This is a genomic window from Spirochaeta isovalerica, assembly GCF_014207565.1.
Lineage (GTDB): Bacteria > Spirochaetota > Spirochaetia > DSM-2461 > DSM-2461 > Spirochaeta_F > Spirochaeta_F isovalerica.
The window spans coordinates 194,415-219,078 of the sequence record NZ_JACHGJ010000002.1 but is presented as its reverse complement, the minus strand read 5'-3'; the positions used below and the strand labels follow the sequence as shown (position 1 = coordinate 219,078).

Below are 24,664 nucleotides of genomic sequence, written 5' to 3'. Positions count from 1 at the left end.
TTCTATTTGAATTGAAAAAGACAGGGAGAAATCAATAATGAAAATTTATCCTTCAAAGAAGAAAATGTCAAGAAAATGCCGACGAGATATTTACATTTTTCAGAATATCAGACATTCTGTCAATTTTTGCTGTCCCATTTGAAAATTCCGATATACAATATCCCAAAATCTAATTATTGGAAGGATCAGTAAATGAGTGACGAAAATCGCAGAATCGCTACGGACATGATTTACAGATTGGATGATAAGCCTCCCGCATTTCAGGCTTTTCTCGCAGCGCTACAGCACATGATGGCTATTTTTATCGGCATCATCACCCCACCGCTTATCATCGGCGGTGCTTTGGATCTACCTCCTGACTTAAAAGCCTACATTATCAGCATGGCTCTTTTCGTATCGGGAATAGCTACATTTATCCAGGTTAAAAAAATCGGTCCCGTAGGCTCCGGACTTCTGAGCATCCAGGGTACGAGTTTCACTTTCCTGTCTCTGAGTATCGGCATAGGCCTTTCGGTAAAAGCCGCCGGCGGAACCCCTGAACAGGCCCTGGGAACAATATTCGGCGTCTGTATTATCGCCTCTCCCGTTGAGATGATTTTCAGCCGCTTCATCCCCTTCCTGAAAAAGATCATAACACCGCTTGTGAGCGGTATAGTCGTCACCCTTATCGGTATGTCACTTATTAAAGTGGGAATCACCGATGTTGGAGGCGGACAGTGGCTTCTGGATAACAAACCGGAATTCTTCGGATCGGGAACCAATCTCCTCCTCGCGGGAATCGTTCTGATAATCATTGTCATTCTGAACAGAAGCACCAACAAATGGATCAGAATGTCCGCCGTCGTTATCGGACTGGTCGTAGGGTACATCATCGCCGCCTTTATGGGCCTGGTCAACTTCAACAACATTTCCACAATGAAGTTCATAACAGCTCCCATTCCCTTCCGCTTCGGCTTCCATATCAGCTGGGGACATGTCATCCCCATGGCTCTTCTCTATCTCATCACTACCGTTGAGTCTATAGGAGACCTGACAGCGACATCCATGATCTCCGGAGAGCCTATCGAAGGCGACAAATATTTCAAGAGAATTTCCGGCGGAGTTCTCGGTGATGGGATCAACTCGGCATTGGCCGGTGTTTTCAACTCTTTCCCCAACACCACATTCAGCCAGAATAACGGAGTTATCCAGATGACAGGAGTTGCAAGCCGCTACGTGGGATTCTGGATCGCGGGACTTCTTGTCCTCTTCGGCCTCTTCCCGGTCGTGGGCGGTCTCTTTTCGGTTATCCCCAACTCTGTCCTCGGCGGAGCTACCATAATCATGTTCGGAACAGTCGCAGCTTCGGGAATCAGAATCATATCCTCGAGCATTATCAACAGACGCGGCGTCCTGATCATGGCTATTTCCTTCGGTCTGGGTCTCGGTGTGGCTTTTGTTCCGCAGATTCTCAGTAAAGCGCCTTCAATTGTACAGCAGATCTTCGGTTCAGCTATTACAACAGGCGGATTGTCAGCTATTTTCCTCAATATAGTTCTCCCCCGGTCACTGTCAAAACAGGATCTGGGTCACGAACCTTATGAAGGCGAAGCGGCAAAATAATTCCTGACTAAAGGGGATAGTTCTTCCGGAACCGGTCCGGAGACATCCCCTTTATTCTTTTAAAAACCTTGCTGAAATGAAACCGGTCTCTGTACCCAAGCCGTACCGAGATATTATCCAGCTTTTCGCGGGTACTGAGAATCCATTCCGATGCAATCTGCATCTTCAGGGAATCGATATAGTGCTTCGGCCCCATTCCCGTTCTGTTCCGGAACAATCTTCTGAACTGATTTTCACTGAGATTACAGTAAGAGGCCATCTCCGATACTGTCCACCAGCGATCCTGAGAACTGCTGAGTTCATCGAGAAGAAGAGTGATGTTATCCTGACTGTTCCCCTGCTTTGCCTCTTCTCTTTCTCTGTAAAGATCATAGAGCAAATGCTGCAGAGCGCCGTTAGCTTTTATCTGCCCGGAATCAGAAAGATTGAGAGCTTCCTGAATTACCGGAAGCAACCGCCTGTTTCTTCCCATATTAATAATGCCGTTTTCTATAACTCCGCTCTGAAAAAGGAAATCCGCAACAGGTCCGTCAAAGCAGATAAAATCTTCAACAAACGTCGTTCCGTCACCGCCGTAGCTCTGAACAAATCCGGGAGTGGAAACAACCCCTTCCCCTGCTGAAAAATAGCGGATAGATTCTCCCGGTACCCAGTACCAACCTTTCCCCTCTATCAGGTGACAGATACTGTAATAGGAAAACCGTCGGGGTACGGGTTTTTCCAGAGGCTCGTATGACACCCCTCTCTGGAAGTGTGAAATTCTGAATCCGCTTTTCCGGTGAATTTCCCTCTCTCCCGGCTGTTTATCGTAATTGATTATATCTATATTGTTGATTTTGACATCACTCATGGTGTTTTTTTACATCCTCTTACATCAAAAATCAAGTTAGAATATGTCATATGGAGGATATAATGTCTGCCAACAATAAGATAAACCTGATTCCCGAAGTATCGGAAATCAAAACAAATGATTCGATTTTTACATTAAAGAAGGAAACCCGCATTGCCGTATCATCAGGCGAAATAATGAATAAGGGACACCTTCTCCGCAATTACCTGACCGGCCCGACCGGCTACCCCCTGCCTCTCTCTGTCGGAAAGGAGGGAGATCTTCTTTTAATTCTGGAAGGAAAACCCGATATGTCTCCCGATGAACCGGGAGACGAAAGATACAGCATTTCCGTTACCGGAAAAAGTTGTATTCTCAAGGCTCCGACTCCGGCCGGTCTGGCCAGAGCGATACAAACCTTCCGCCAGCTTTTAGGGCCGGAAATTTTTTCACAGGAGGAAACTCCGTTGGCAAAATGGGAGATTCCCGGCTGCGAGATTTCTGATTATCCCCGGTTCGGCTGGAGAGGGATGCATCTTGATGTTTGCCGCCACTTTTTCTCTAAAGAAGAAGTCATGCGATTTATCGACCTCATAGCCCTGCACAGATTCAACAGATTTCATTTTCATCTGACCGAAGACCAGGGCTGGCGGATTGAAATTAAAAAATATCCGAAGCTGACAGAAGTAGGAGCCTGGCGGGATTCCACTCTCATCGGCCATGCCCAGGACAGACCCAGGCGATATGACGATATTAAATACGGCGGGTTCTACACTCAGGAGGACATAAAAGAGATCGTTGCCTATGCCACGATAAGGGAAATTACCATAGTTCCTGAAATCGATATGCCGGGCCACATGCAGGCGGCTATTGCAGCCTACCCCGAACTCGGCTGCACGGACCAGACACTCAAATCCCTCTGCCACTGGGGAATTTGCGAACACATTCTCAACGTCGAAGAATCGACCATCAATTTTATGAAAGATGTTCTGGATGAAGTCATGTCACTCTTCCCCGGTAAGTATATCCATATAGGCGGCGATGAAGCGCTTAAATACGAATGGGAAGAACAGAGAAGGATTCAGGACAGAATGGCTGAACTGGGACTGAAAGGAGAAATGGAGCTGCAGAGCTGGTTTATCCGTCAGATGGCCGAACACATACAATCGAAGGGACGGGAAGTGATCGGATGGGACGAAATCCTCGAAGGAGGGTTGGCTGATGGAGCCGCCGTTATGAGCTGGCGGGGAGAAAAAGGGGGAATAGAAGCTGCAGAGCTGGGACACAAAGTGGTAATGGCCCCTGAAGAGTATGTCTATTTCGACCATTATCAGGGTGATAAGGACAAAGAACCTCTTGCCATACACGGATTGACTACTGTGGAAAAAGTTTATAGTTATGACGTTTTGCCCAAAGAGCTGCCGGCTGATAAAAAACATCTGATTATGGGTTCTCAGGGACAGCTATGGTCTGAATACATTCCCGACTTCAGGCATCTGGAATACATGGCTTTTCCCAGAGTATGCGCCTTGGCTGAAGTTCTTTGGACATCCGGGAAAAAGAGAGATTTCTCTTCTTTTCAAAAGAGACTTGAAATTCACAAAAAAAGATTGGATAAGCTGGAAGTCAACTACCGGAAAGGGATCTGAAAAGCGCGACAACCTCCGCGGCCGAACCGGCGTGAAGAATCTTATCGCAAAAGCTGGAATCGCGGGAAATTTTCGCGATTTCGGTGAGTGTCTCAAGGTGAGGCCCGGTTTGATCAGGTGCAGCCAGAATCAGAAAAAAGATCGTGGAAGGCTGGCCATCCAGAGAATCGAAATCTATCCCCTTCGGCGAAAGGCCGATAGCAATTGTCAGACGTTCCACCCCGGGGATTTTGGCATGGGGAATTGCAATACCACCCCCCAGACCGGTACTGGCAAGCTCTTCCCTTTCGAGAATGGCCTTCTGGGCAGTTTTTACATCTTTAAGTTTTCCCGCATCCTTCAAAATCGTAAGAAGCTCTTTTATCACTTTATCTTTAGTTTTGGATTTGAGAGGTATTTTTACGGTTTTTTCATCTATCGCTTCAAAAAGGGCCATAGAAGTAAAATAGGAGATTTTCCCAAAAGAAACAAGAACGATTTTCAGCTGCTATGTGAAGTTATATTCGCAGAGATCAATAAGCTGTATGCGGTTATCGACTCCGATTTTATTGAATATCCTGTACAGATGCTGTTTAACTGTGCTCTCCTTGATATTCAGCTGCTCGGAAATCTCTTTGTTCGATGCTCTGAATTTAACCAGAACCCTTATGACATTTATCTCCGATGGAGTCAGGTTACATTTTTCAAAATCAAAGGGTTCTTTAGTGCTCTTGAACTCGATGTACTGTTTCTCAAGCTCTTCGAACTGTTTCTGACTCTCGCTTATTCTATCCTTCAGCTTATCCCTGTCGATGACGAGGTTCAGGATTTCGTTTTTCATTCTTTTTTCATTGCTGATGATTTTATCCATTTCTGATTTGAACACCATGTAGCAGATGAAGAGGAAGAAGGTCATGAACATAACGACCTGTAGTCCAGCGACCATCCTCCCGGCATGCCAGGCGGAAAATCCGATAAAGACGATCAGCATAAAATAGAGGATGAGAATTTTTGTAATAAATCTCTTCTCAAGCATCCTGTATTTGTACATCAGCGCAATGGCGAGAATGCTGAAGGTTAGTCCATAGATTCCGTTATACTGATCCCAGACTGATATGGAGAACGCTGTAAATAAGACAAGAACTTGTACCAGCTGAACGACATAACTACTTCTTGGTATGTAGCTGAATATTATAAAAGGGATTGTGAGAGCAAGAGTTAGATATACTGTGTTATTCGTAAATAGTTCAATAAAAGAAATCTGACTGACAAAAAAACCAAGAAGGATATTTATAATTGTAACAACTATACCAGATATGGAAAACACAATTGATATTCTTTTCTGGATCTGGAAAATATTATCTATGTCTTCTTTGGTAAATTTTTCTTTAATCATTAAAATGAAACCTCAAACTAATGTAGAGAGTCTAGCATATAGAAAGATAATTAGAAAGGTAAACATTTCTTCCAGTATAACTTTAGTTATATTTGATGTTTTTCATATCTTATATAAACTTATGAAAACCCGGAGGTAATTCCATGACAGAAAAAGCACTAAATAGCTCTGAAACTCTTGAGTCACAATCGTTATCCGATACAACTTGGCATGAACTTATCGATCGAATGTCTGTTTTATTCAGCCTTTCTGATGATATGAATCAAAGATTTAAAAAATGTAAATTGGCTAAGCTGATTGCAGCTCTTCCATTTATTGCGGGTTGTGATGATCCATACAGGACTGCTTTATCTCACCTATCAATTACGTACCTTGCATCACATGAAGCAGGTAAAGACATTTTCAATCACAATTTTGCTGATAACAAAGCTTTATTGAAAAGATTAGAACCGATCTCTCATTTCTCAGGCGGTCATAAAACAATAATAGATCGGGGAATGAATCTTCTGGCAGTTATTATGCTTGCAGATCATAAAAAAGATATTGAAAATGATAAAATATCGGACAAATATAATCCGCTCTCTTCAGAAGTCTGGAATTTTGAAAAACAGATATTTCATCTTGAGAAAGCTATTAATTCGATATATTGTCCACAAATGGACGAAATCATAACATTTGAAGATGCCAAAGCTTATTGGTGGGAGTATCCATCATAATATTTCACACTCCCTGGAACCGGGAGATAATTCTTCCGGTTTCAGTCAGATCAAAATAAATATCGTACAATTGGTAGAGACATTCACTGTCCTCTTCACTCGCTACAGCTTCAGAACCGACGACAAGATACGGCTGGCCCCCGATATCCCTTTTTTCAATAGAAACGCTTAACACAGATGATTTGTGCCATGTTCCTCCGAAAAGCCAGTCCACAGATGTTGTAAATGTAACCGTCTTTTTTTCCTGTTTTGTTATAAGTGCGGCAATGACAGCTTCTGGAACAAGGATGACCGACTCGTAAAGGTCATTCACGACATAAAGATAGACGCTCCCTGTTTCCTCATTTTTGAGAAATGAATAATCCACTTCATCAAAGTTCTCGAAATAGGAATTCTGGTATAAAGCCTGACCGCTGATCAGCGGTTTCTGATAATCGTTTACAAAATACTCTGTTTGAATAAAACCTGATATACTCATATCTAAACTCCTGGTTCAGATTATTGCGATTAATTGAGAATGTCTATTCAACTAAAGTTATAATACTTTACGGTGGTGGAAAAATATCATACAACTAATATATGATGCAAACAGACACGATAGTAGAACAACTTAAATTATATGTACAATTGCTTCCGCGAATAGATAAGCTTGTATATCCCGAACTTCCCGAATTACAGAAAGAGCATAAGCTGAACAAAACACAAATAAAAACCATACTGATTACAGGTCTTTTCAACGGATCTGTCATGAAGGAATTATGGGAAATCCTCAATGTCACGAAAGGCAATTTATCCATTCTGATAGATTCTCTGGTGAATAAGGGTTTTGTTAAATGTGAACGCCAGACTGATGACCGCAGAAAGGTAAGAGTCTATCTGACCGAATCGGGAGAAGATCTTTATAAGCAGATCCTGGATCAAACAGATTCTCATGTTCAAGACAGCAAATTAAAAGTTAACAAGAAAGAAACAGAAATCCTGAAAAAGATGATTACCATTCTCGACTAAGCAATTCCACCGTTGCTATAGAGAAGCTGACCATTTACCCACTGTCCGTTTTCCGAACAGAGAAACCGGACAAGATTGGCACAATCCCGGGGAGTTCCCAGGCGATTGGACAAGGTAATACTCCCGATCGTTTTTTTCAGGTCTTCATCCATCCACCCGGTGTCGGTTGCTCCGGGATTGATAACATTGGCGGTTATGCCCTTATCCCTGAATTCCACCGCCGAAGCCAGTACAATACGATCAAGAGCCCCTTTACTGGCACCGTAAGGGAGGTTTCCCGCTGTATGGTCACTTGTTAATCCTATAATCCGTCCCTTTCCGGACTGATCTTTATAGCGCATACCGAATTCCCGAACCAGCAGCCACGAGGCTCTGGCATTTACAGCAAAATGTCTGTCAAAACTCTCCACAGTAGTTGAAAATATATCGCTGTCAACAGAATAACAATGGGAGAGAATCATGGCCTGAACTGCCCCCTGTTCCGCTTCAATGGTTTCAAACAGTTGCTCAGGCTGAGCGGGATCGCTCAAATCAGCCGGATAGAGAGATGCATTAGCACCTGAAGAAACCAGTTCGTCGCGCAGCGCTTCTGTTTCTCCGGATCGGATTCCCCAGGGCATGGATTTATCGTAAGGAGTCCAGTAGCTCAAAGCGAGATCCCACCCATCTGCGGCAAGAGTTCGGGCGATTGCCGCTCCTATTCCGATAGAGCGGCCGGCACCGGTGATAAGTGCCAGAGGCCGCTTATTCTTTTCAGCTGAAGACATGGAGGTCCCTCTGTCTTTCCCTGCGGAACTGTCGCGTATACAGATCGAAATAATGACCGCGCTTAGCCAGCAGTTCCCTATGGCTGCCCATCTCTTTAATCTTCCCGCTTTCAATAACCAGAATGCGGTCGGCGTTGCGGATAGTTGAGAGCCTGTGGGCGATGACAAACCCCGTCGATCCATCGAGCAATGTGTCCATGCCTTTCTGGATAAGCTCTTCCGTCAGCGTATCGATTGAACTGGTGGCTTCATCCATTATAATAATCTCCGGCTTGGCGAGAATGGCTCGGGCCAGAGAGATAAGCTGCTTCTGTCCGACCGAAAGAAGGGTTCCCTCCTCTCCGACATCCTCATAATACTGTTTATCCAGCTCGGCGATAAAATCATGGGCATGAGCCAGTTTCGCGGCCTCTATGACTTCTTCATCAGAGGCTTCAAGCCTGCCATACCGGATATTATCCATAATGGTTCCGGAGAAGAGATGAGGAGTCTGGAGTACGACCCCCAGCTTTGACTGAAGAGACTGCTGTGTAAATGATCTGTAATCGCGGCCACCCATGAGGATCCGGCCTTTTTTCGGTTCATAAAACCGGCAGATCAGGTTGACGATTGTCGATTTCCCTCCGCCTGTCGGACCTACCAGAGCGATAGTCTCACCCGGTTTGACTGTAAGGGAAAAATCACTGAGAACAGGATTATTCTCTTCGTAGTAAAAATCTACATTCCTGAACTCGATTTCACCTTTTACAGACTCGACATCATAGGAATCGGGAGTGTCCTGAATATCCGGTTCCGTATCTATCAGGGAAAAAACCCTCTCTGCGCTGGCGACAGCCTGCTGCATCTCTCCGTATACTCTGGCAAGATCCTGAACCGGCCACATCATAAAAGTGATGTAACTGATAAAGGCCTGAATCCCTCCGATTGTGAAAAGCCCGAGCTTGAACTGAAAGCCCCCGAACCACAGAACAGCGCCGAAAGCCACAGCCGTAAGTAGCTGGACAATGGGAAGAAATATAGCTGACAGCCAGACCGCTCTGTAGGAAGCGTTATACATGTTATCGGTCAGTTGCCCGAAGAGTGATAGATTCTTCTTTTCCCGGACAAGAGCCTTTATGATTTTAACCCCTGTAATGTTTTCATTATAGGCCCCGGTTATTTTTGAGTTGATGGACCTGACCTTACGGAACTCTCCAATAATGTATTTCTGGAAACGCAGAGCTATGGAGATAAGGATCGGCATGGCCACGACAACAATCAAAGCCAGCTTCCAGTTGATGAGAAACATGAAAACCATGGCCGAAATGATATTGGTGATAGCCCAGACCAGGTCCAGAAGGTTCCAGGTAACCAGATCGGAGACTCTCTGAATGTCAGAAGTACAGCGGGAGATAATCCAGCCGACGGGAGTCTTGTCAAAATAGGAAAAAGACAGATCCTGAAGGTGATTGAAGAGCTTTTTCCTCAAATCGTACTGAATCTGCTCACCCAATCTCCCCGCGCAGTAGATAAAACCGAAGACAGTTCCCGCCAGAACGATATGGAGGCTTCCGTAGATCATCATAAACCGCAGCAGCATCGGACCGTCGCCGGGGATGACGGCCAGGTCGATGGCATTCTTTACAATGTAAGTGTTAAAGGCTTCTATAAAAGCCGTAACCATTATAAAGAGAATAAAACCTATAAGCAGCGGCCAGTGCGGAGTCGCCTGTCTGACAATTCTCGCAGCCGTTTTGAATGACAGCTTATTGCTGAAGCTTTCTTCTTTAAAATGTGACTCAGCCACTGATGACCTCCTGTTCCAGCTCCGCTTCCAGTTCCGCTTCGATCTTGTTCTGAAGCTCGAATACATGTTTATAGAATCCCGGAACATCAATAAGGGACTGGTGCACACCTCTCTGAATGATCCGCCCTTCCTTAAACACAAGGATCTGGTCGGCATCGATCAGACTCTGAACCCTGTGAGCGATGATAAATGTGGTCCGCCCCTTCATCAGAGAATTCAATGCATCGCGGATATTGTCTTCCGTCTCCGCATCAACAGCCGAAGTCGAGTCGTCGAGAATGAGGATGCGGGGATTTTTGAGAATGGTTCGCGCGATGGCGATTCTCTGTTTCTGGCCGCCGGAAAGGGTCACCCCCTTTTCCCCTACGATGGTATCGTATTTTTCAGGAAAGGAGAGAATGCTCTTGTGGATGGCAGCCGCTTTAGCCGCTTCATGGATTTCCTCTTCGCTGACGTCCCGGTCCACTCCGTAAGAAATATTCTCCCGGATTGTTGTGGAGAAAAGAAAAGGCTCCTGTTCCACGATTCCGATGTTCCGCCGAAGAAAGTGACGGGAATACTCTTCTATGGGATGGCCGTCGATAAGCAGTTCACCGCTGTCCTTTTTGTAGAAGCCCGGAAGCAGATTAACCAGAGACGTTTTTCCCGATCCGGTTTCTCCCAGCAGAGCCACGGAATGCCCCGGCTCGCAGACAATATCGATATTTTTCAGAACCTTCCCTGAGTTATCGTAACTGAAGGAGAGATTCCTGTATTCGATATGTCCTTTTAAAGGAGCATCGGCCTTGCCCAAAGTCAGCTCCTCCTGATCATTAAGAAGAATGGAGGCCACCCTTCCATAAGAAACAGAAGCAGTTGATAACTGGGCGACAATACGTCCCATCTGCTGAATCGGCCAGATAATGGTGTTCAGAAATCCGATATAGGCGACCATATCACCTATGGAAAGTGTCCCGTCGATTACCATAAAAGCCGCCATGATAATGCCGAAAACCTGCTGGGCGGCACAGACGATATGAGAAGAAGGCCAGTACATGGCGTGATTGATCAGAAAACGTTTTCCCCGTTTGAATTTCTCCCGGTTTTCCTCATCAAACTTTTCCATTTCAAAATTCTGCCGGGCAAAAGCGCGGACGACGCGGACACCGGTCAGATTTTCCTGAACGGCCGATGAGACTTTCCCGTCCTGATCCTGATAAGACTCGTAGGAATTGTGTATGCGGTTGAAGAAAAAGACAGACATGGCAACCAGAAGCGGAATAACGATTATGGAAAGAAGCGCCAGTTTCGTGTTGAGATAAAAAATCGAAACAAGGTTGATGATAAACATAAAAAGAATCCGGGAAAGCCCCGAAATCATCTCATTATAGAATCGCCGGATCGTGTCCACATCGGATGTGGATTTCTGTATCAGTTCCCCCGTTCTGGTTTTATCGTGATAGGAAAAGGAGAGCTTCTGTATGTGATCAAAAATTGAGTTCCTCAAATCCCGGGCGATTCCCTCGGCGGTTCCGCCGACACCCCGTGCCGTCAGGAAAGAGAACACCCCCCTGAAGAGAGCGAACCCTATGTAAAAGAGAGAGAAATAAATAAGCGGAAAGCGCCAGTCTCCCGTATTGATGATGTCATCGACATAAAAACGGAGAACAAAATATCCGGCTGTACCGGCGGCGACTTCGCCGGCCTGAAAAAGTAGAGCCGAAAAGAATTTAACCCTGAACCCTTTAAGCAGAAACCACAGACCGCTGCCTGAAGAGGACGGGATATTGGTGAAAGTACGCATTTGATGAACCTCCCCCCTTTCAGAATATAGAACTAAATAATAGGGAAACCAAATTTTGTTTGCAAGGGAGAGAATGGTTAAAAAAGAAATCTCTGTTTGATCGGGGAAAAAACCAAAACTTTGATTATTTTTCTGGTCAAATGTATAATTCACTTATCTTACTTGAGGAAATGTAATGTTTAAAAACAAGATTCTTTTTCCGGTTCTTATTGCTCTGTTTCTGATTCTTATTCTTGCTGCCTATATTATCCGATTCACGACTGTAGGCAAAAATCCCCATATCGGATTTTACAGGACCAATCCGGAACAGTACTCGCGTCTGATTGAGCTTATGAGCTCCGCCGAGACAGGTCTCGGCAAAGAGTTTTTTATCATCGAATATGACGGAAAAAGCAACCTGGAAGAGCAGTTCAAAAAAGATCCTTGTGACATACTTATCACGGAAAACTTTACTCTGACAGAATCATGGGATAATCTGCTTTTCCCTGTAGATGCAGCTCTTATTGAAAGATATCCCCGTTCGACCAGATTGCTGACTGAGTATAAAGGTGCCAATCTGGTTCTCCCCCTCCAATTCGACCATATCGAGCTGGCCTATAAAAGAAGCGATATCAAAGGTGATCCGGAAACGAGTATCATATACAGTTTTGATAACCTTAATACCCAGCTAACTTCTCTTGCGGGAAAGGATCGTTATCCACTTTTGCTTTCGGGTGCCGAAGACCGGGATCTGATGGATATCATCTCTGTGCTGACGCTAAGCATTGCCGGTCCTGATGGCCTGGAATCGCTTCGGTCACGATTCGATAAAAGTTCGGATCTGGAGGAGCTTCTGAATCTGGAACTGAGAGAGGGGATTACATTCAGAAATATCCTGAATGTTCTGACAAATTGGAAAAACAACGGCATAGTCAGCAGGGACTGGCTGCATTTCACATTTGATGATGTCCTTTTCTTTCTGGAGAATGATTTGAGCAGCGCCTGTATCATGCGACTGTCAACACACAGAACACTTCCGGACAGCTTGTTGAACGATTTATCGGAATCACCTTTTCCCTTTCTTTCGAAAGATGACCGGGCTTCGGCTCTGCTGATGCCGGGCTATTCCATGGCATTGAGCTCGAAAAGTCTTTTCAAAAGGTCTATCACGACCATTCTTCCCGATTTGCTGGAAAATGATATCCTGGCAGGGCTTTCTGCCTATTCCGGTCTGGCTCCAGCGTCCTCTACGTCGGAAGCATTGGACAGACAGGCTTCCAATGTGCGGCTTTGGGGAGCAGCCAGCATGGCTCTGCTTAATCCTTTATCCGATTTAAATTCACAATTGATCGAAGAATTGAGAGAGTATCTTCTCATTCAATAAACGATATGGCCTGCCCTTGATCGACAAGGGCAGGCCATATGATATCATTTTAAATAAGTTCTTTCATAATAAGCATCAGTATAGTAGCTGATAAAGACCTGATCTGCGTAAGCGCCTCCGGTCGGAACTCCATTGCAGACCATGCCGTCTACCGGCACATTGCCCGATGGAATCGTCATGACCTCCCAGGATCCCGAATAGTCATCCATAACCGCACCATCAGTCAGGCTGGCGAAGTCTTCTCTCCACGCGACTTTGACAGAACTCGTGGTCGAAACGAAAGATGGCTGAAAGTAAGAAATATAAGGAACGTAGTTGCCGCCTTCGAGTCTGGTATTTATGGTAATTTGCGTACCCGTAGACAAGTAGGAATCAACTGTCACCACTGTCGGAGAGGCATTGTAAGCGCTGAGGTAAGCGTACTTCAGATCTCCCGAGCCGCTGCTGTAATAGGCAATGTGAATTCCGTCGCCATCATCTACAGTCATATCGACATACCATCCCGCGAAATTCGTGTCCAGTACGACAGCATTGGTCTGCCACTGGGCCTGTGTCGCTCCGGCGGGATTTGTGTTATAGGAGAATATCAGCTGGCGGTTCACCGCATCATACCAGGTCATGACAGCCGTACCGTCGGACAGGGCGTCCGCGTCGGAGTAATTACCGCCGGGATAAGTCGAGTTTCTGTCAGCTACGATCTGATATCCCGTTGCCGATCCGGGATTAGTGCTGTTGAGGTTGTTGCTTATACCTCCGGATATGTTGTCAGCATTGGTACCTACAGTTCCGTATCGGAATTTCAACTCGTTGTTCACTGAGTTACTGTCAAAGTAAGTCATGTATACTCTGGCGGGATCCGCGTCGGTTCCACTTCCCTTGATCTCCATCTTAGGATACTCGACCCTGTTAATATTATATACGCCTGTCTGGCTGTTGTAGGCCAGTTCCAGTCTCCGCTTGTTCGTCCCATTATAATAACCGGCAGTATTACCCGTTGCACGACTTCCCGGAGATTTGGCATAAAATGTATAGCTGGTAGCTCCGTTTACTGAATCGCCGATTCTATCGGTGTTGGATGTGCTTCCGTATATATTGCCGTTAGCATCAAACGCAACCATTGTATTGTTGAACTGATTATACGTCTGATCATACTGCTGTGCCGTGCCGTTTTTATTTAAATAGAACCTATTGGCGTTAGCACCATATGACATGTAATAATTACTACTGTCATCCATCCTCATAATGGGATCTGCAATGCTGTTGCTATTGACCAGTGCACCAAAACTCCAGATATAGAGATATCTGTCATCGTTCAGAGTCGAGTTGTTCAGGTTGTTATCTTCTTTATTGCTGACCTGGCTGTTGTCGTTGCTGTTGTTCTGGCTTGATATGCTGTTTGTCACAACGGCAATGGCGCCCGAGGCTGTATCGGTGCCGACATTGATGTCAAGAGATGAAGCTGTGCCGGATACCGGAGTTTTGGACACGCCGTTTATGGAGACGGCATTGCCCGCATTCTGCAGATTGAAACCGCGGACAGTAATCACTTCATTTTCCCTTACCGGATAATATCCGAGAGCCGATCTGTTAAATGCCGAAGGATTAGCCGGATAAACCGCATCGAGCGAAGTCGAAATGCCCGTTATATACGGTACGACATCGACTGTGTAATTGGGAATGTTGTTAATCGTATCGCTGGCATCATTGACGACCGTATAACCGCTCGGATTATTCCCCTTATCGACTGTGACGATTTTTACAGCTCTGTTCAGTTCTGCGATATTGGTGATTTTTGAAGAATCCCAATCGAGCTGCCATTCAATTCTATGACCGCTCTGGTCAAGACTTACATCAGCAGCAGAAAATTTCCATCCTTCGGTTGCCAATTTATCGATGGATGACCATGCTCCGCCGGAATAAGAGGAAAGGAGCGTATAGGTTTCATCAGCACTTGCCGGACCGGTAGGATAATCAGCCGTGCTGCCATTGGTCATGACAAATGAATCGATCCTTCCGTAGATATCCGTCAATTTCTGATCGTCATAAGATGTACCCCGAATGCTGACGATTCCCGAAACATCCGGATCCGTTCCGTCTATGACTCCGGAGAGCTCTATATGCCCGTATGTCTTGCTGTTGCCGTAAAGACTGTTATCTGATTCGCTTGTCCAGAAAAATGGCGATATAACTGCCTTCGGAGCGACGCCGTCGATAACATCAACGATCATCGGAACCGTGAGCTGCGCCCACTGGCTGTCCAAGCCGATCGTCGTTTCCTCCGTGCTGTCCCAGATCCTGAATACGAGGTTTTTGTCCCCTTCTCCTATTTCGGCCGATGTGAAATCGGCAGTGGAAACGGTGATGGGCTGTACAGCGGAAATTTCATCGGCTCTCAGCGTTTGAAGAGATCCATGGATATTGGTAACGCCAGCGCCTTCAAAGAATTCGTACTGGAGCGCGCCGTTACCACCGATAACTTCTATTTCGATCGTTGTGTCGCCTTTGGCCGTAAAGGGAGAAGCGTCTCCGCTTCCACTGGCACTAGTCGCCACAGCCTGGTTATTGCCCAGACCGTCCAGAAGACTGTATGCCGGAACTTTTTCGCTTTCTTCAACGCCGTTTATTCCGTTCAGGTCCGTTCCAAGAAGAACGCTGGCCAGCATAGGCCTGTGGTTCAATACCTGGGTGGAAACGAAATCAGCCGTAAAATTGCCCGATTTATCGAACGCGACCCAGTGGATCTCAATCGGTCCGTCGGGAATTTCCTTAGAATCGATATAGGCGTCCCAGACGTATTCCGTTCCAGTCTTGCTCAGTTCCTCGATAAGACCATCGCCGTCATCGTTCGTAATGCTGGCCAGTGTATTGTCGGGGTTCCAGACCGGAGTCTCGGGTATATCGTGATCGACGATAAGCGCGTATGCTACCGCCGCGTCGGTAACTGATATGGAAACAGCACCGGACCATGTAATCTCGCCTGTTCCGAGATTGACTGACGTAATCAGCCTGTCCAGTCCTCCGATCCTGACCAGACCGCCTTTTCTCACATTTGTGTTGCCGATGATATCGTTGTGCTGAAGAGTGTACTCATCGGATCTCGTCACGCTCGAGAGTGAAAGCCGGGGCAGTCCGTCTACAAAGGCGATAGTGCTTCCGCTGCCGTATACCTGGTTGAGATAAGTTCTGTTGGCATCGCCGGCTTTGGCTTCCTGAGGATTGTAAAGCCTGTCTTCGGCATCTGTCGTTCCCTGTCTCAGAAAGAAGAAGGCGACTCTTTCCAAACCGCTTCCCGCTTCATTGACAGCGGAAGTGAGATGATATGTCTTATTGCTCTGCTCCACAGGGAGAAGCCCGTCATAGGCTTCGAGAGTCGGAGCCGTATTGTCATAATTGATCCGGAAAGTAGCCGAGTTATTAGTTTTCGGGTCGCTGTTATCGACCGCGGTAACTGTGAAAACGTACTGTCCGGTTCCCGATGTATTGATCGGGATCTGCATTCTGTATCCGTCGGTGCCGGAACCTATGTAATCGGTAAACCAGCCGGGATTTCCCGCGAGAGATCCTACAATATCGCCGGTTATCTGTATATCCGAGATATCGCTCTCGTCCTCGATCGTGCCTTCGAGAACCCAGTTCCCCTTGATGTACATATCGGAGATATAGCTCTGGACAGTCGCGCCTTGGGTGAGAGTCGGAGCTTCGGTCGAGCCGATTTTGGGAACGCTGTTATCCACGTCGATATGATGGGAATCAGACCAGGGTCCGAAGGTTCCGTAAATATCTTTTGCCCGCACTCTGAAATTGATGGGATTCGTTCCGGCACCCGAAGGGTTGAACTCTCCTGAAGTATTGATATTGATGTTCCAGCTGGCGGCGCCTGTTACGGCAATACCTTCACCGCTGTTATACCAGTCAAAACCTTCGGTATCGATATCCGCAGCATCGTAATCATTATCGCCGTCAACATCGATCTGGATATAGACAGAATCGACGCCGTCATCGTCTTCGGCCGTTCCGAAGATTCTGATGATTCCTCCCATAACGCGGTTTACATTATCGGGATCGGGGTAGACGACTACGGGATGGGGCTTGTCTCCCGAGGGATCGACAAGCACGACGTATGCGCTGTCGGAAACGACCGAAGCATTGCCGGCCGTATCGGTGGCTCTGACGACAACGGGAAGTTCCCATATGGAGTCTTCGTTTGCATCTTTGGAATAGCGGCTGATTCTCACTTCCGTTCCAACGGAAGCGAAGGTCAGAGCTCCCCCTCCTGCTGATGACGCGATCTGCAGCGTATCGGCTGTCGCATTGACGACATAATAAGTACTGGATCCGGAAAGACCAGTGGGAAGAGTTGTTCCACCGACCCATACTGCCGTATCGTTAGCCAAACCATGAGAGGTAAGCGTAATAGTACCGTTCGTATCGACGTTTTCCACTTCCAGTCCGGCATAATAATCAATCTTGTTGATACCGCTGAAGTCGATCTCCCAGTTGAAGAGAGAACCGGACACATCCTGCCAGCTTTCACCTGCGTAATTATAGCCGACTTTATACTCGACTTTTGCTAGAGCTGAACCGGCATCGCTGGCCAGTCCTCTGACGGGGATATCGCCATTGACGACATCGAGGGAAGAACGGGGGCTCAGGTATGTCAAATCGGGAGCCGTATTGTCAATGAGAATCGTTCTTGTGGCCGTTGATGTCAGCCCGGAATCATCGGTTACGGTGATGACGAGGTCGATGCTTCCGTCGCCGAGAGCGGATATATCCTGCTCAGCCGTCGAATATGTCTCATATCCAGCTTCGTCAGCACCTTTAAACGTCGGAACTGTGCCCAGTCCCGGGATATCGATAACAACTGAGCTGATAGTATTGGCATCCCTCGCCAGGACTTTCAGTGCGAAATGACTGGAAGACCCACCGAAAGGCATATTGGTCGTTATAGTTGCGGTATCCGCCACGAAATCAAAGGGAGCGGCCCTGTCGGCGACGATAGACGAATTGATTTCCGGCGTAACCGTATCGAGCCTGAAAATCAGGATATCAGCAATTTCTCCGCCGGATTTTCCAATGACTCTCGGTTCATCCGCGGCATTGGTCACGAACAGAGTCCCATCGCCGTCTTCGATCCGGAAGTACAGGTTCTTGGTTCCGTTTACCGCTGAGACATCGTACTGCCAGGAGCTTCCACTCAGGGTGACCGATGTCCAGTTCGAATTATCCTCACTGATCTCAAACGAGACGATTCCGTCGTCATCGAGAAGAGAGCCGAAAACCGTCTGGCTCAGTTTGAGCGTGTCGGTTCCCGTCGTCTGCAGATTGTTCAGAGAAACGACAGGGCGGTCCGTATTCTGATCGATAATCAGATCCCTGATTGAAGAAGCCGTATTGCCGGCGGTATCCGTGGCAGTCACGCGCAGGCGGATCTGAGTTCCCGCCGTTCCGCCGTCTCTGTCATAGTCTGCAGTATCATAGCTTACCGTATCTATATCGGCGTTCCAGGAATATGTTCCGCTAGTGGTCAGAACTTCCCATCCGGCCGTTGCATTATTGTAGATTTCAAGAAGAACCGACTGGAGCCCCTGCGTATCCGATGCCGAACCGGACAGGGTGATGGTTTTATTGACATATGCTCCGTCGTTATGGCTGGAAATAACCGGTACCGAAGGAGCCGTTCTATCCACCAGAACAGGGAAGCTCTGTATTTTTTCGTTACCGGCATTATCGGTAAACTGCACATTAATATCTATCTGCCCTTCCGTTCCCGGAATAGCGGCGGCGGGAAGAGTCAAAGTCCAGGTATTGTTGAACTCCGCTGTTGCGGGAGTGAGTATTCTGGAGGCGTCGGGCGTTGTAAAGTCGGTGCTGTTGACTTTGACTTTAGCGCTTACGACACCGGATTGACCGATATCCTGAGCGAGGATCTGAATATTCAGATCGATAGAGCCGTTCAGTTTAACAACCGTTAAGGGAGAAACCATAGATGTAACAGGGCTGGCCGTATCAACATTAACACTAAAACTTTCATGTGTGCTTTCGTTTCCCACATTATCGACTGAACGGATATAAAGGGGGTTCGCTGTACCGTTGGGTATGGAAATATATCCACTCCAGGGTGAGGTTACGGACAGGTTGTTCCAGTTGACATCGTCAAAGGAGTATTGAACGACTTTCAGCTGACTGCCGCCGTCCGAGGCTGTTCCCTCGACAAGAACCGTATTGCTGCCGAACCACCCGGTAAAATCGGTTGTGACGGCTAGGGCGGGATCGGTCGTATCTATTCCCACATTGATAATCTCGGAAACGGACCGGCCCACCGCATCGGTGGCGATTATAGTGATCTGGCAAGTCCCGTTATCTCCGGGATTGACCGGAATGTCCCGGCTCCATGTGCCGTTGACTGTACTCTGATTCAGAGGATATCCCGTTAAATCGATGGGGGCACCGTCAAGCGTAGCGATCAGGGAAATCGGCGTCAGGCCCAGATCTCTGTCACTCATGGTACCATCAATGGTAAATGTTGTATTTCTATATTCGTTTCCGGCAAAGCCGCTCACTGTAAGAACAGGATTATCCCTGTCGATCGTATAAGACTGGGAGGCGCTGGCGCTGATATTGCCGGCTCTGTCCAGGCTTCTGATATAAACCGTATGATCCCCAGCGGCCTCCGCGGCGACATCGATGGATCCGAACCAGTTATCTGTTCCGCTCAATGCATTCCAGGTCGCTTCGCCGTCGATGGAGTACTGAACGGTGTTAATGCCGCTTGTTCCGTCGGAAGCCGTTCCGGTCACGCTCAGGTTGCTGGTGACATAGCTGCCGGGAGAAGATGTGATAACAGGAACGTTTGGAGCTGTTCTGTCGAGCAGCAGGTTCCGATGGATCGTAGTGGTTCTGCCAGCTGCATCGGTCGCCCGGAAGACGATAGCGAAAACGCCGTCCGTTGTGTCGGGATGAGTGTAGGTCCAATAATTATCGTCGCCGTTGCCGAGAGTATCATCCGGACCGTCGACGTCGATTGTGATATCGGCGGGGACGCCGTTATTGATGATCAGTTCCAGGCTTGTCAGCGCATTGGAATCATAAGCCCGGCCTTCAAAGACGACTGGGCTGTTGATAATCTGCTCCGTATCAGTATTAACCAGAATCTCGGTCAGAACGGGATTTTCCGTATCGTAATTGAAAGTGATCGTTTCTATGACTTCAGGGTTTAATCCGTCTGTCGCTCTGATATAAAGGGTTCTGGCCCCCTGAGATGTTTCTGCGCCGATAGGTGAACTGAAGTCTACACCAGCGACAAACCAGCTGAGACCGGCTATGGTAATATCCGACCAGTTCGTATTATCTCTGCTGTACTGTAATTCTGTAACTCCAACTCCACCATTATCAGAGATTTTTCCACTAATTGTATAACTGTTACTGTCTACCAGCTCAGTGTTCACCGGGCTTTCTACAGTTAAATCGGGAGAGCTTGTATCGATAACGATATTGCGATTTAAGGTTGTGGTTCTTCCCACATTATCTGTGGCGACAATCTGGAGTTCATATCCACCGTCACCTAAACTGACCGGAAGAGAGGCGTCCCAACGTCCCGCAGCTATATTACTTGTGAGGTTTGTGAGTACCCCACCGTTTTTGCTATATGAAACAACAAGAGAAGCTATACCAGTACCGTCACTGATATTACCACCCAGATTGATGTCTGCATTTCTGTAAACAGTTGCCGTTCCGGCTATTCCTGAAACATCTTCTGTTAAGGTAGGTGAAGACTGATCAACAGTAAAATCTGCAGAACTAACTGAACTGACATTCTTAGACCAGTCCAAAGCAAAGAGAAATATTGTTTTGTCACCTTCACCGATTTCAGTGAGATCCAAAGCTCCTGACCAATTATTTGTACCGAATGCTGGATTCCACCCTGTATATGGAAAAACTGTTGAAGGAGGAGTATCTAATGGATCACCTGTCCACCAAAACACCTTTTCAATTCCGGCATCACCCGAGTCGGAAGCCGTTCCAGCAACATTAAATGCTGAGCCTGATATATATATTTCTAATCCTGTAGGAGAAGAAATTGTATCTATACTCGGTGCTGCACTATCAACTACGAATGACCCACTTTCTTGAGCAATGGTCCCATAATCTTCAATACATCTGATTTTAAAGTCATATGTTCCATCGGGACCAGTAAAGTCATAAGTCCAGTTTACCGATGTTCCAGGAGTTATGGGGATTTCTGTCCAGGTTAGACCATTGTCAAAACTGATATCGACATCGGAAACTCCATTTGCATCGACAGCATTGCCTTCTATAGTAACAGTTCCCACGAAATAACTGGAAGAGAATGGATTTATTGTAATGATTGGAGGACCACTATTGAGGATGAAAGGTATTCCATTCTGATCAACAGAATCTTCAATAGCCCAATTATAGTTTGATATATATTCGACAGAAGTACTTGAATCACCCACAGTGCCAACAAACAGACTATCTCTGGCTCGAACTTTTACATTATGTTCTCCTTCTGCCAGAGTAGAGATATCATGTTGCCACTTTACATATGTCCCACTAGAAAGTGGTGGTATTGAAACTGGAACCCATCCGCCTCCATCGATAGAGATCTCGATAGCGTTTCCGCTGAAGAGTGAAGGGTCAAAAAGATCATCCTCAGAAATAAATCCAACAAGAAAGTTTGCACCTGTGAGAACATTATTACTTGCTACAGTTTCATTTTTATCTATATCACTGAAAGTGATTACTGGTCTGTCACTTTCCTGATCAACAGTAATCGTTTTGGTAAAAGGAGTCGATTCATTACCAGCAATATCAACGGAAACGACAGTTATATCATAATTTCCATCTATTAGTGTTGTACTATCCAGTGTATAGGTCCACGAATATTTTCCTGTTACACCATCATCTTCATCTAGCCATGTTGTAATGTCTGCGGGAGGTGCAACACTTTCAGGGTTAATGCTTAGGTATAATTTATCAATTGTTCTATTATCATTTGAAGTTCCGCGAATGAGTACATTTGTTCCATTGACTGTTGAAGATTCCGGAGACAGTTCAATTTGGGCAGTAGGAATTGTAGCATCAACTTTAACACTTCTATCCATAAGAGAAAATCTACCGGAACCATCTGTGACGCGAATCTGATAATCATAATCAGCATCTGTAGATCCATCAGCCTGAACTGTGAAATCATAATCCCAGGAAACACTATCTGATGGTAAAGCCGGAGTTGTATTCGCATTTGTCCATGTTGAACCTCCATCCAGGGAGATTTCCACCGAACTGACGATATCGCCATCAGAAGCACTACCATCGATGGTAAATGATGAAGTGAATATAGCACCGGCAGCTGGAGAATCGATCTGTATAGAAGGGGGGCCATTGTCGACTGTAATGGGGATCTGATCTGTGTGTTCAAAAAGAGTGCCACCGCTATCTGAGACTCTCATTCTGAAGCTATGCGTTCCCTGAGCATAACCGGCAAAACTATGACTCCAGTCTATGCTTTTCCCATCTGCAGCAGGGGGTCCACTTACGGGAATCCAATTATCTCTATCGGGTCCCCCATCGTTATCTTCATCAATTGCGATTTCAAGAGTACCAGCGATAACAAGATCGTCATCAGAAACTGATCCGGTAATGCTTCCATCGGGATAAATCGAATTGGGACCAAGAACAGTTATTCCATCAATAGTGATTACTGGAGTATTGGAAGACTGATCGATATCCAATGTCAGATGAACAGGACCACTCTCAGTCAGTCTGATAGTATCGAAGGAAGCTGATATGATACCTGATGGTCCAATAGGAATCAGTTCGCCCTGATTATCCACACCATCGATCTTCTCGATATTGGGAACATTGGCTATGTCGTTGGAAAGCGCATAAATATCGGAGATATGATAAAACCAATTATTCTGATTACCGTTAAAGTCAACAGCTATAACATCTATATAATGTTCATCCTGATCAGTTAAAACATTCGAATTCAGTGTATAAAACCAACTTGTTGTCCCTGTCGCTTTCTCACTTTGAATTAAATCGCCAGTGGAATTATAGACATTAATCCAAACTTCTTTTACACGGGTTTTATCTGAAGCTTCACCTTTGATTTCAATCAGGTCGTTAAATTTTTTCCCGATATAGAGCGAGGGAGTCGTGACGATAACAGTGGGAGGCTTGTTATCGATAATGAGCAGCATGGAAACCGTCGATTCTTTCTCAGCTGTATCGATAGCATTGACGCTGATTTCATACTCGCCGTCAGCATAGTCGGTCGTTGTCAAATCGAGGCTCCATTCACCATTGGCGAATGTAGCAGGAAAGTCTTTATCATTAATGGAGAGAGTTACTGATGATATACCGGCATCATCGGAAACGAATCCGGCGATATGAGTTATTCCGCCGATGTAATCCCCGTTTCCGTGGCTTTCAATTCCCACGACAGGTTTTTCGAGATCGATCTCATCTCCTAATCCGGGTGTAAACAGTTCACACGATGATGTAAATGTCCCGGCTAATATAAGAAGAGCAGCCAGGATAAACCTGAAAATAGCTTTTCTCTCTTTCATTTTGGACTCCCTAATATATCAAAAAAACAAATAGACATAACTTTCTACTTATATATTGCAATTTCTGTGCCATCATAGAATTTTTGACAAATTCCATTAAATTTAAATTAATTCTCGCCCAATCTGTCGAGAATTCGCCTTTTAGGTCGAATTCAAAAAATTGACGGGATTTCTTATAGTCAGGTATGATTTAGTCTCAAAATATGCCTGAATACGAGTTTGTTTAATTATCGGAATATACATTTAACTAATAGAGGAAAAGAGTTTTTCATCTGATCTGGAAATTGAAACAACTGAAATCGATTCAGCATTAATGACAGATCCAGTTCTGCTGATTTCCATTAAACTAATGAATTTCTGATAGTATATCGATTATGGAAGCGGTGCTTTGAGTACTGAATTCTTTTCTTCAACTGAAATTATTGTCCATCCCGATTTCTGATAAAGCAGCGGTATATGAGTCAATACATAGAGTTCCACGGATCCTGTCATTTCATTTGCAGCGCTGATCAAGTCGGAAGCTATACCAGATTTTCTATTTTCCTGCTTTACAAATAGCGCATTGATCCAAAGGGCCATTCCTTCCTTTTCAGGATTCGGATATTCGGTGAAAGCCAAACCACCTAACAATCTTTCCCCTGAAAGGGCAATAAGGGGATTTGGAATATTCCTATGGAAAATGTACTCTCTTTTCCATTCCGATTCGAACCATTTCTTCAGTTGTTCAAGGTATGGGGAATTGTAATCAGCGGTAATTATCTGATAATCCATGATTCGTGAGATCTCCTGTTAACAGATTTTATTTTAGCATGATTTGCGCACAAATGATCGAGCCCCGACTTAAAAAATAAAACAGGCACCTGAAAGGTGCCTGAGTGTGTGATCGATGCGGGGCTCCTTTCCGCTCGCAGTCTTCCTGACTGCGGCTCCAAGCCACCTGCATTCGCTGTCGCCGGCATCCATGCCGGCTAATCCTCGCACTTGCTCGGCGCTCATTTCGGATCGAGCCCCGCTAATTATAAATAAGACAGGCACCTTAAAAGGTGCCTAAAGTGTGATCGATGCGGGGCTCGAACCCACCACCTCTTCCTCCGGAGGGAAGCGCTCTATCCAAATGAGCTAATCGACCATATCAATAGGAATTTACAGCGAATGGGGCTGTAAGTCAATGGTTTGGGATCAACATTATAAAGA

The 24,664-nt window shown here is 45.9% G+C and carries 14 protein-coding genes and 1 tRNA gene; 5 read left to right on the top strand and 10 right to left on the bottom strand.

What is annotated here, in order from left to right; translation table 11 throughout:
* Positions 1 to 192: 192 nt before the first annotated feature.
* Positions 193 to 1,602 carry a nucleobase:cation symporter-2 family protein gene (locus tag HNR50_RS05880; RefSeq protein ID WP_184744840.1) on the top strand — a complete coding sequence of 470 codons (1,410 nt, stop codon included), beginning with the start codon at positions 193 to 195 and terminating at the stop codon, positions 1,600 to 1,602.
* 7 nt (positions 1,603 to 1,609) lie between these two features.
* Here the strand turns inward: HNR50_RS05880 and HNR50_RS05875 are convergent, their stop codons facing one another.
* Positions 1,610 to 2,452, bottom strand: coding sequence for a helix-turn-helix domain-containing protein (locus tag HNR50_RS05875; protein ID WP_184744838.1), 843 nt, complete (start codon positions 2,450 to 2,452; stop codon positions 1,610 to 1,612).
* 62 nt (positions 2,453 to 2,514) lie between these two features.
* On the opposite strand from HNR50_RS05875, the gene HNR50_RS05870 reads away from it, so the two are divergent.
* Positions 2,515 to 4,080 carry a beta-N-acetylhexosaminidase gene (locus tag HNR50_RS05870; RefSeq protein WP_184744836.1) on the top strand — a complete coding sequence of 522 codons (1,566 nt, stop codon included), beginning with the start codon at positions 2,515 to 2,517 and terminating at the stop codon, positions 4,078 to 4,080.
* On the opposite strand, the gene HNR50_RS05865 is transcribed toward HNR50_RS05870, so the two are convergent.
* Positions 4,058 to 4,516, bottom strand: a complete 459-nt coding sequence (locus HNR50_RS05865; RefSeq protein WP_184744834.1) for a PTS sugar transporter subunit IIA — start codon at positions 4,514 to 4,516, stop codon at positions 4,058 to 4,060. The genes HNR50_RS05870 and HNR50_RS05865 overlap by 23 nt on opposite strands.
* A 51-nt stretch (positions 4,517 to 4,567) precedes the next feature.
* A complete protein-coding gene (locus HNR50_RS05860; RefSeq protein ID WP_184744832.1) occupies positions 4,568 to 5,455 on the bottom strand; it encodes a LuxR C-terminal-related transcriptional regulator in 888 nt (295 codons plus the stop codon).
* Positions 5,456 to 5,598: 143 nt separating this feature from the next.
* On the opposite strand from HNR50_RS05860, the gene HNR50_RS05855 reads away from it, so the two are divergent.
* Entirely contained in the window at positions 5,599 to 6,171 is a 573-nt protein-coding gene (locus HNR50_RS05855) for a hypothetical protein (RefSeq protein WP_184744830.1), read from the top strand.
* 4 nt (positions 6,172 to 6,175) lie between these two features.
* Here HNR50_RS05855 and HNR50_RS05850 read toward each other — a convergent pair whose 3' ends face one another.
* The gene (locus HNR50_RS05850; RefSeq protein ID WP_184744828.1) at positions 6,176 to 6,649 is read right to left on the bottom strand and encodes a hypothetical protein; all 474 of its coding nucleotides are present in this window, start codon (positions 6,647 to 6,649) and stop codon (positions 6,176 to 6,178) included.
* A gap of 101 nt (positions 6,650 to 6,750) precedes the next feature.
* On the opposite strand from HNR50_RS05850, the gene HNR50_RS05845 reads away from it, so the two are divergent.
* Positions 6,751 to 7,179: a MarR family winged helix-turn-helix transcriptional regulator gene (locus HNR50_RS05845; RefSeq protein WP_184744826.1), complete on the top strand. Its 429-nt coding sequence runs from the start codon at positions 6,751 to 6,753 to the stop codon at positions 7,177 to 7,179.
* Here HNR50_RS05845 and HNR50_RS05840 read toward each other — a convergent pair.
* The 3 genes from HNR50_RS05840 to HNR50_RS05830 are packed head-to-tail and all read right to left on the bottom strand — an operon-like array spanning position 7,176 to position 11,515.
* Positions 7,176 to 7,946 (bottom strand): SDR family oxidoreductase, encoded by a 771-nt coding sequence (locus HNR50_RS05840; RefSeq protein ID WP_184744824.1) that lies wholly within the window; start codon positions 7,944 to 7,946, stop codon positions 7,176 to 7,178. The two genes, HNR50_RS05845 and HNR50_RS05840, sit on opposite strands and share 4 nt — an antisense overlap.
* Positions 7,933 to 9,732: an ABC transporter transmembrane domain-containing protein gene (locus tag HNR50_RS05835; RefSeq protein WP_184744822.1), complete on the bottom strand. Its 1,800-nt coding sequence runs from the start codon at positions 9,730 to 9,732 to the stop codon at positions 7,933 to 7,935. The genes HNR50_RS05840 and HNR50_RS05835 overlap by 14 nt, the downstream gene beginning before the upstream one ends.
* Positions 9,725 to 11,515 (bottom strand): ABC transporter ATP-binding protein, encoded by a 1,791-nt coding sequence (locus HNR50_RS05830; protein ID WP_184744820.1) that lies wholly within the window; start codon positions 11,513 to 11,515, stop codon positions 9,725 to 9,727. The genes HNR50_RS05835 and HNR50_RS05830 overlap by 8 nt, the downstream gene beginning before the upstream one ends.
* 175 nt (positions 11,516 to 11,690) lie before the next feature.
* Here HNR50_RS05830 and HNR50_RS05825 point away from each other — a divergent pair, with 175 nt between their 5' ends.
* A complete protein-coding gene (locus tag HNR50_RS05825) occupies positions 11,691 to 12,878 on the top strand; it encodes a hypothetical protein (protein WP_184744818.1) in 1,188 nt (395 codons plus the stop codon).
* A 44-nt stretch (positions 12,879 to 12,922) separates the two neighbouring features.
* Here the strand turns inward: HNR50_RS05825 and HNR50_RS05820 are convergent, their stop codons facing one another.
* The 3 genes from HNR50_RS05820 to HNR50_RS05810 form a co-directional block, all read right to left on the bottom strand.
* Positions 12,923 to 23,470 carry an Ig-like domain-containing protein gene (locus HNR50_RS05820; protein WP_184744816.1) on the bottom strand — a complete coding sequence of 3,516 codons (10,548 nt, stop codon included), beginning with the start codon at positions 23,468 to 23,470 and terminating at the stop codon, positions 12,923 to 12,925.
* Between the two features lie 372 nt (positions 23,471 to 23,842).
* On the bottom strand, positions 23,843 to 24,241 hold the full coding sequence (locus HNR50_RS05815; RefSeq protein ID WP_184744814.1) for a GNAT family N-acetyltransferase: 399 nt from the start codon (positions 24,239 to 24,241) through the stop codon (positions 23,843 to 23,845).
* A 284-nt stretch (positions 24,242 to 24,525) separates the two neighbouring features.
* Positions 24,526 to 24,599, bottom strand: a tRNA-Arg gene (locus HNR50_RS05810).
* Positions 24,600 to 24,664 lie beyond the last annotated feature (65 nt).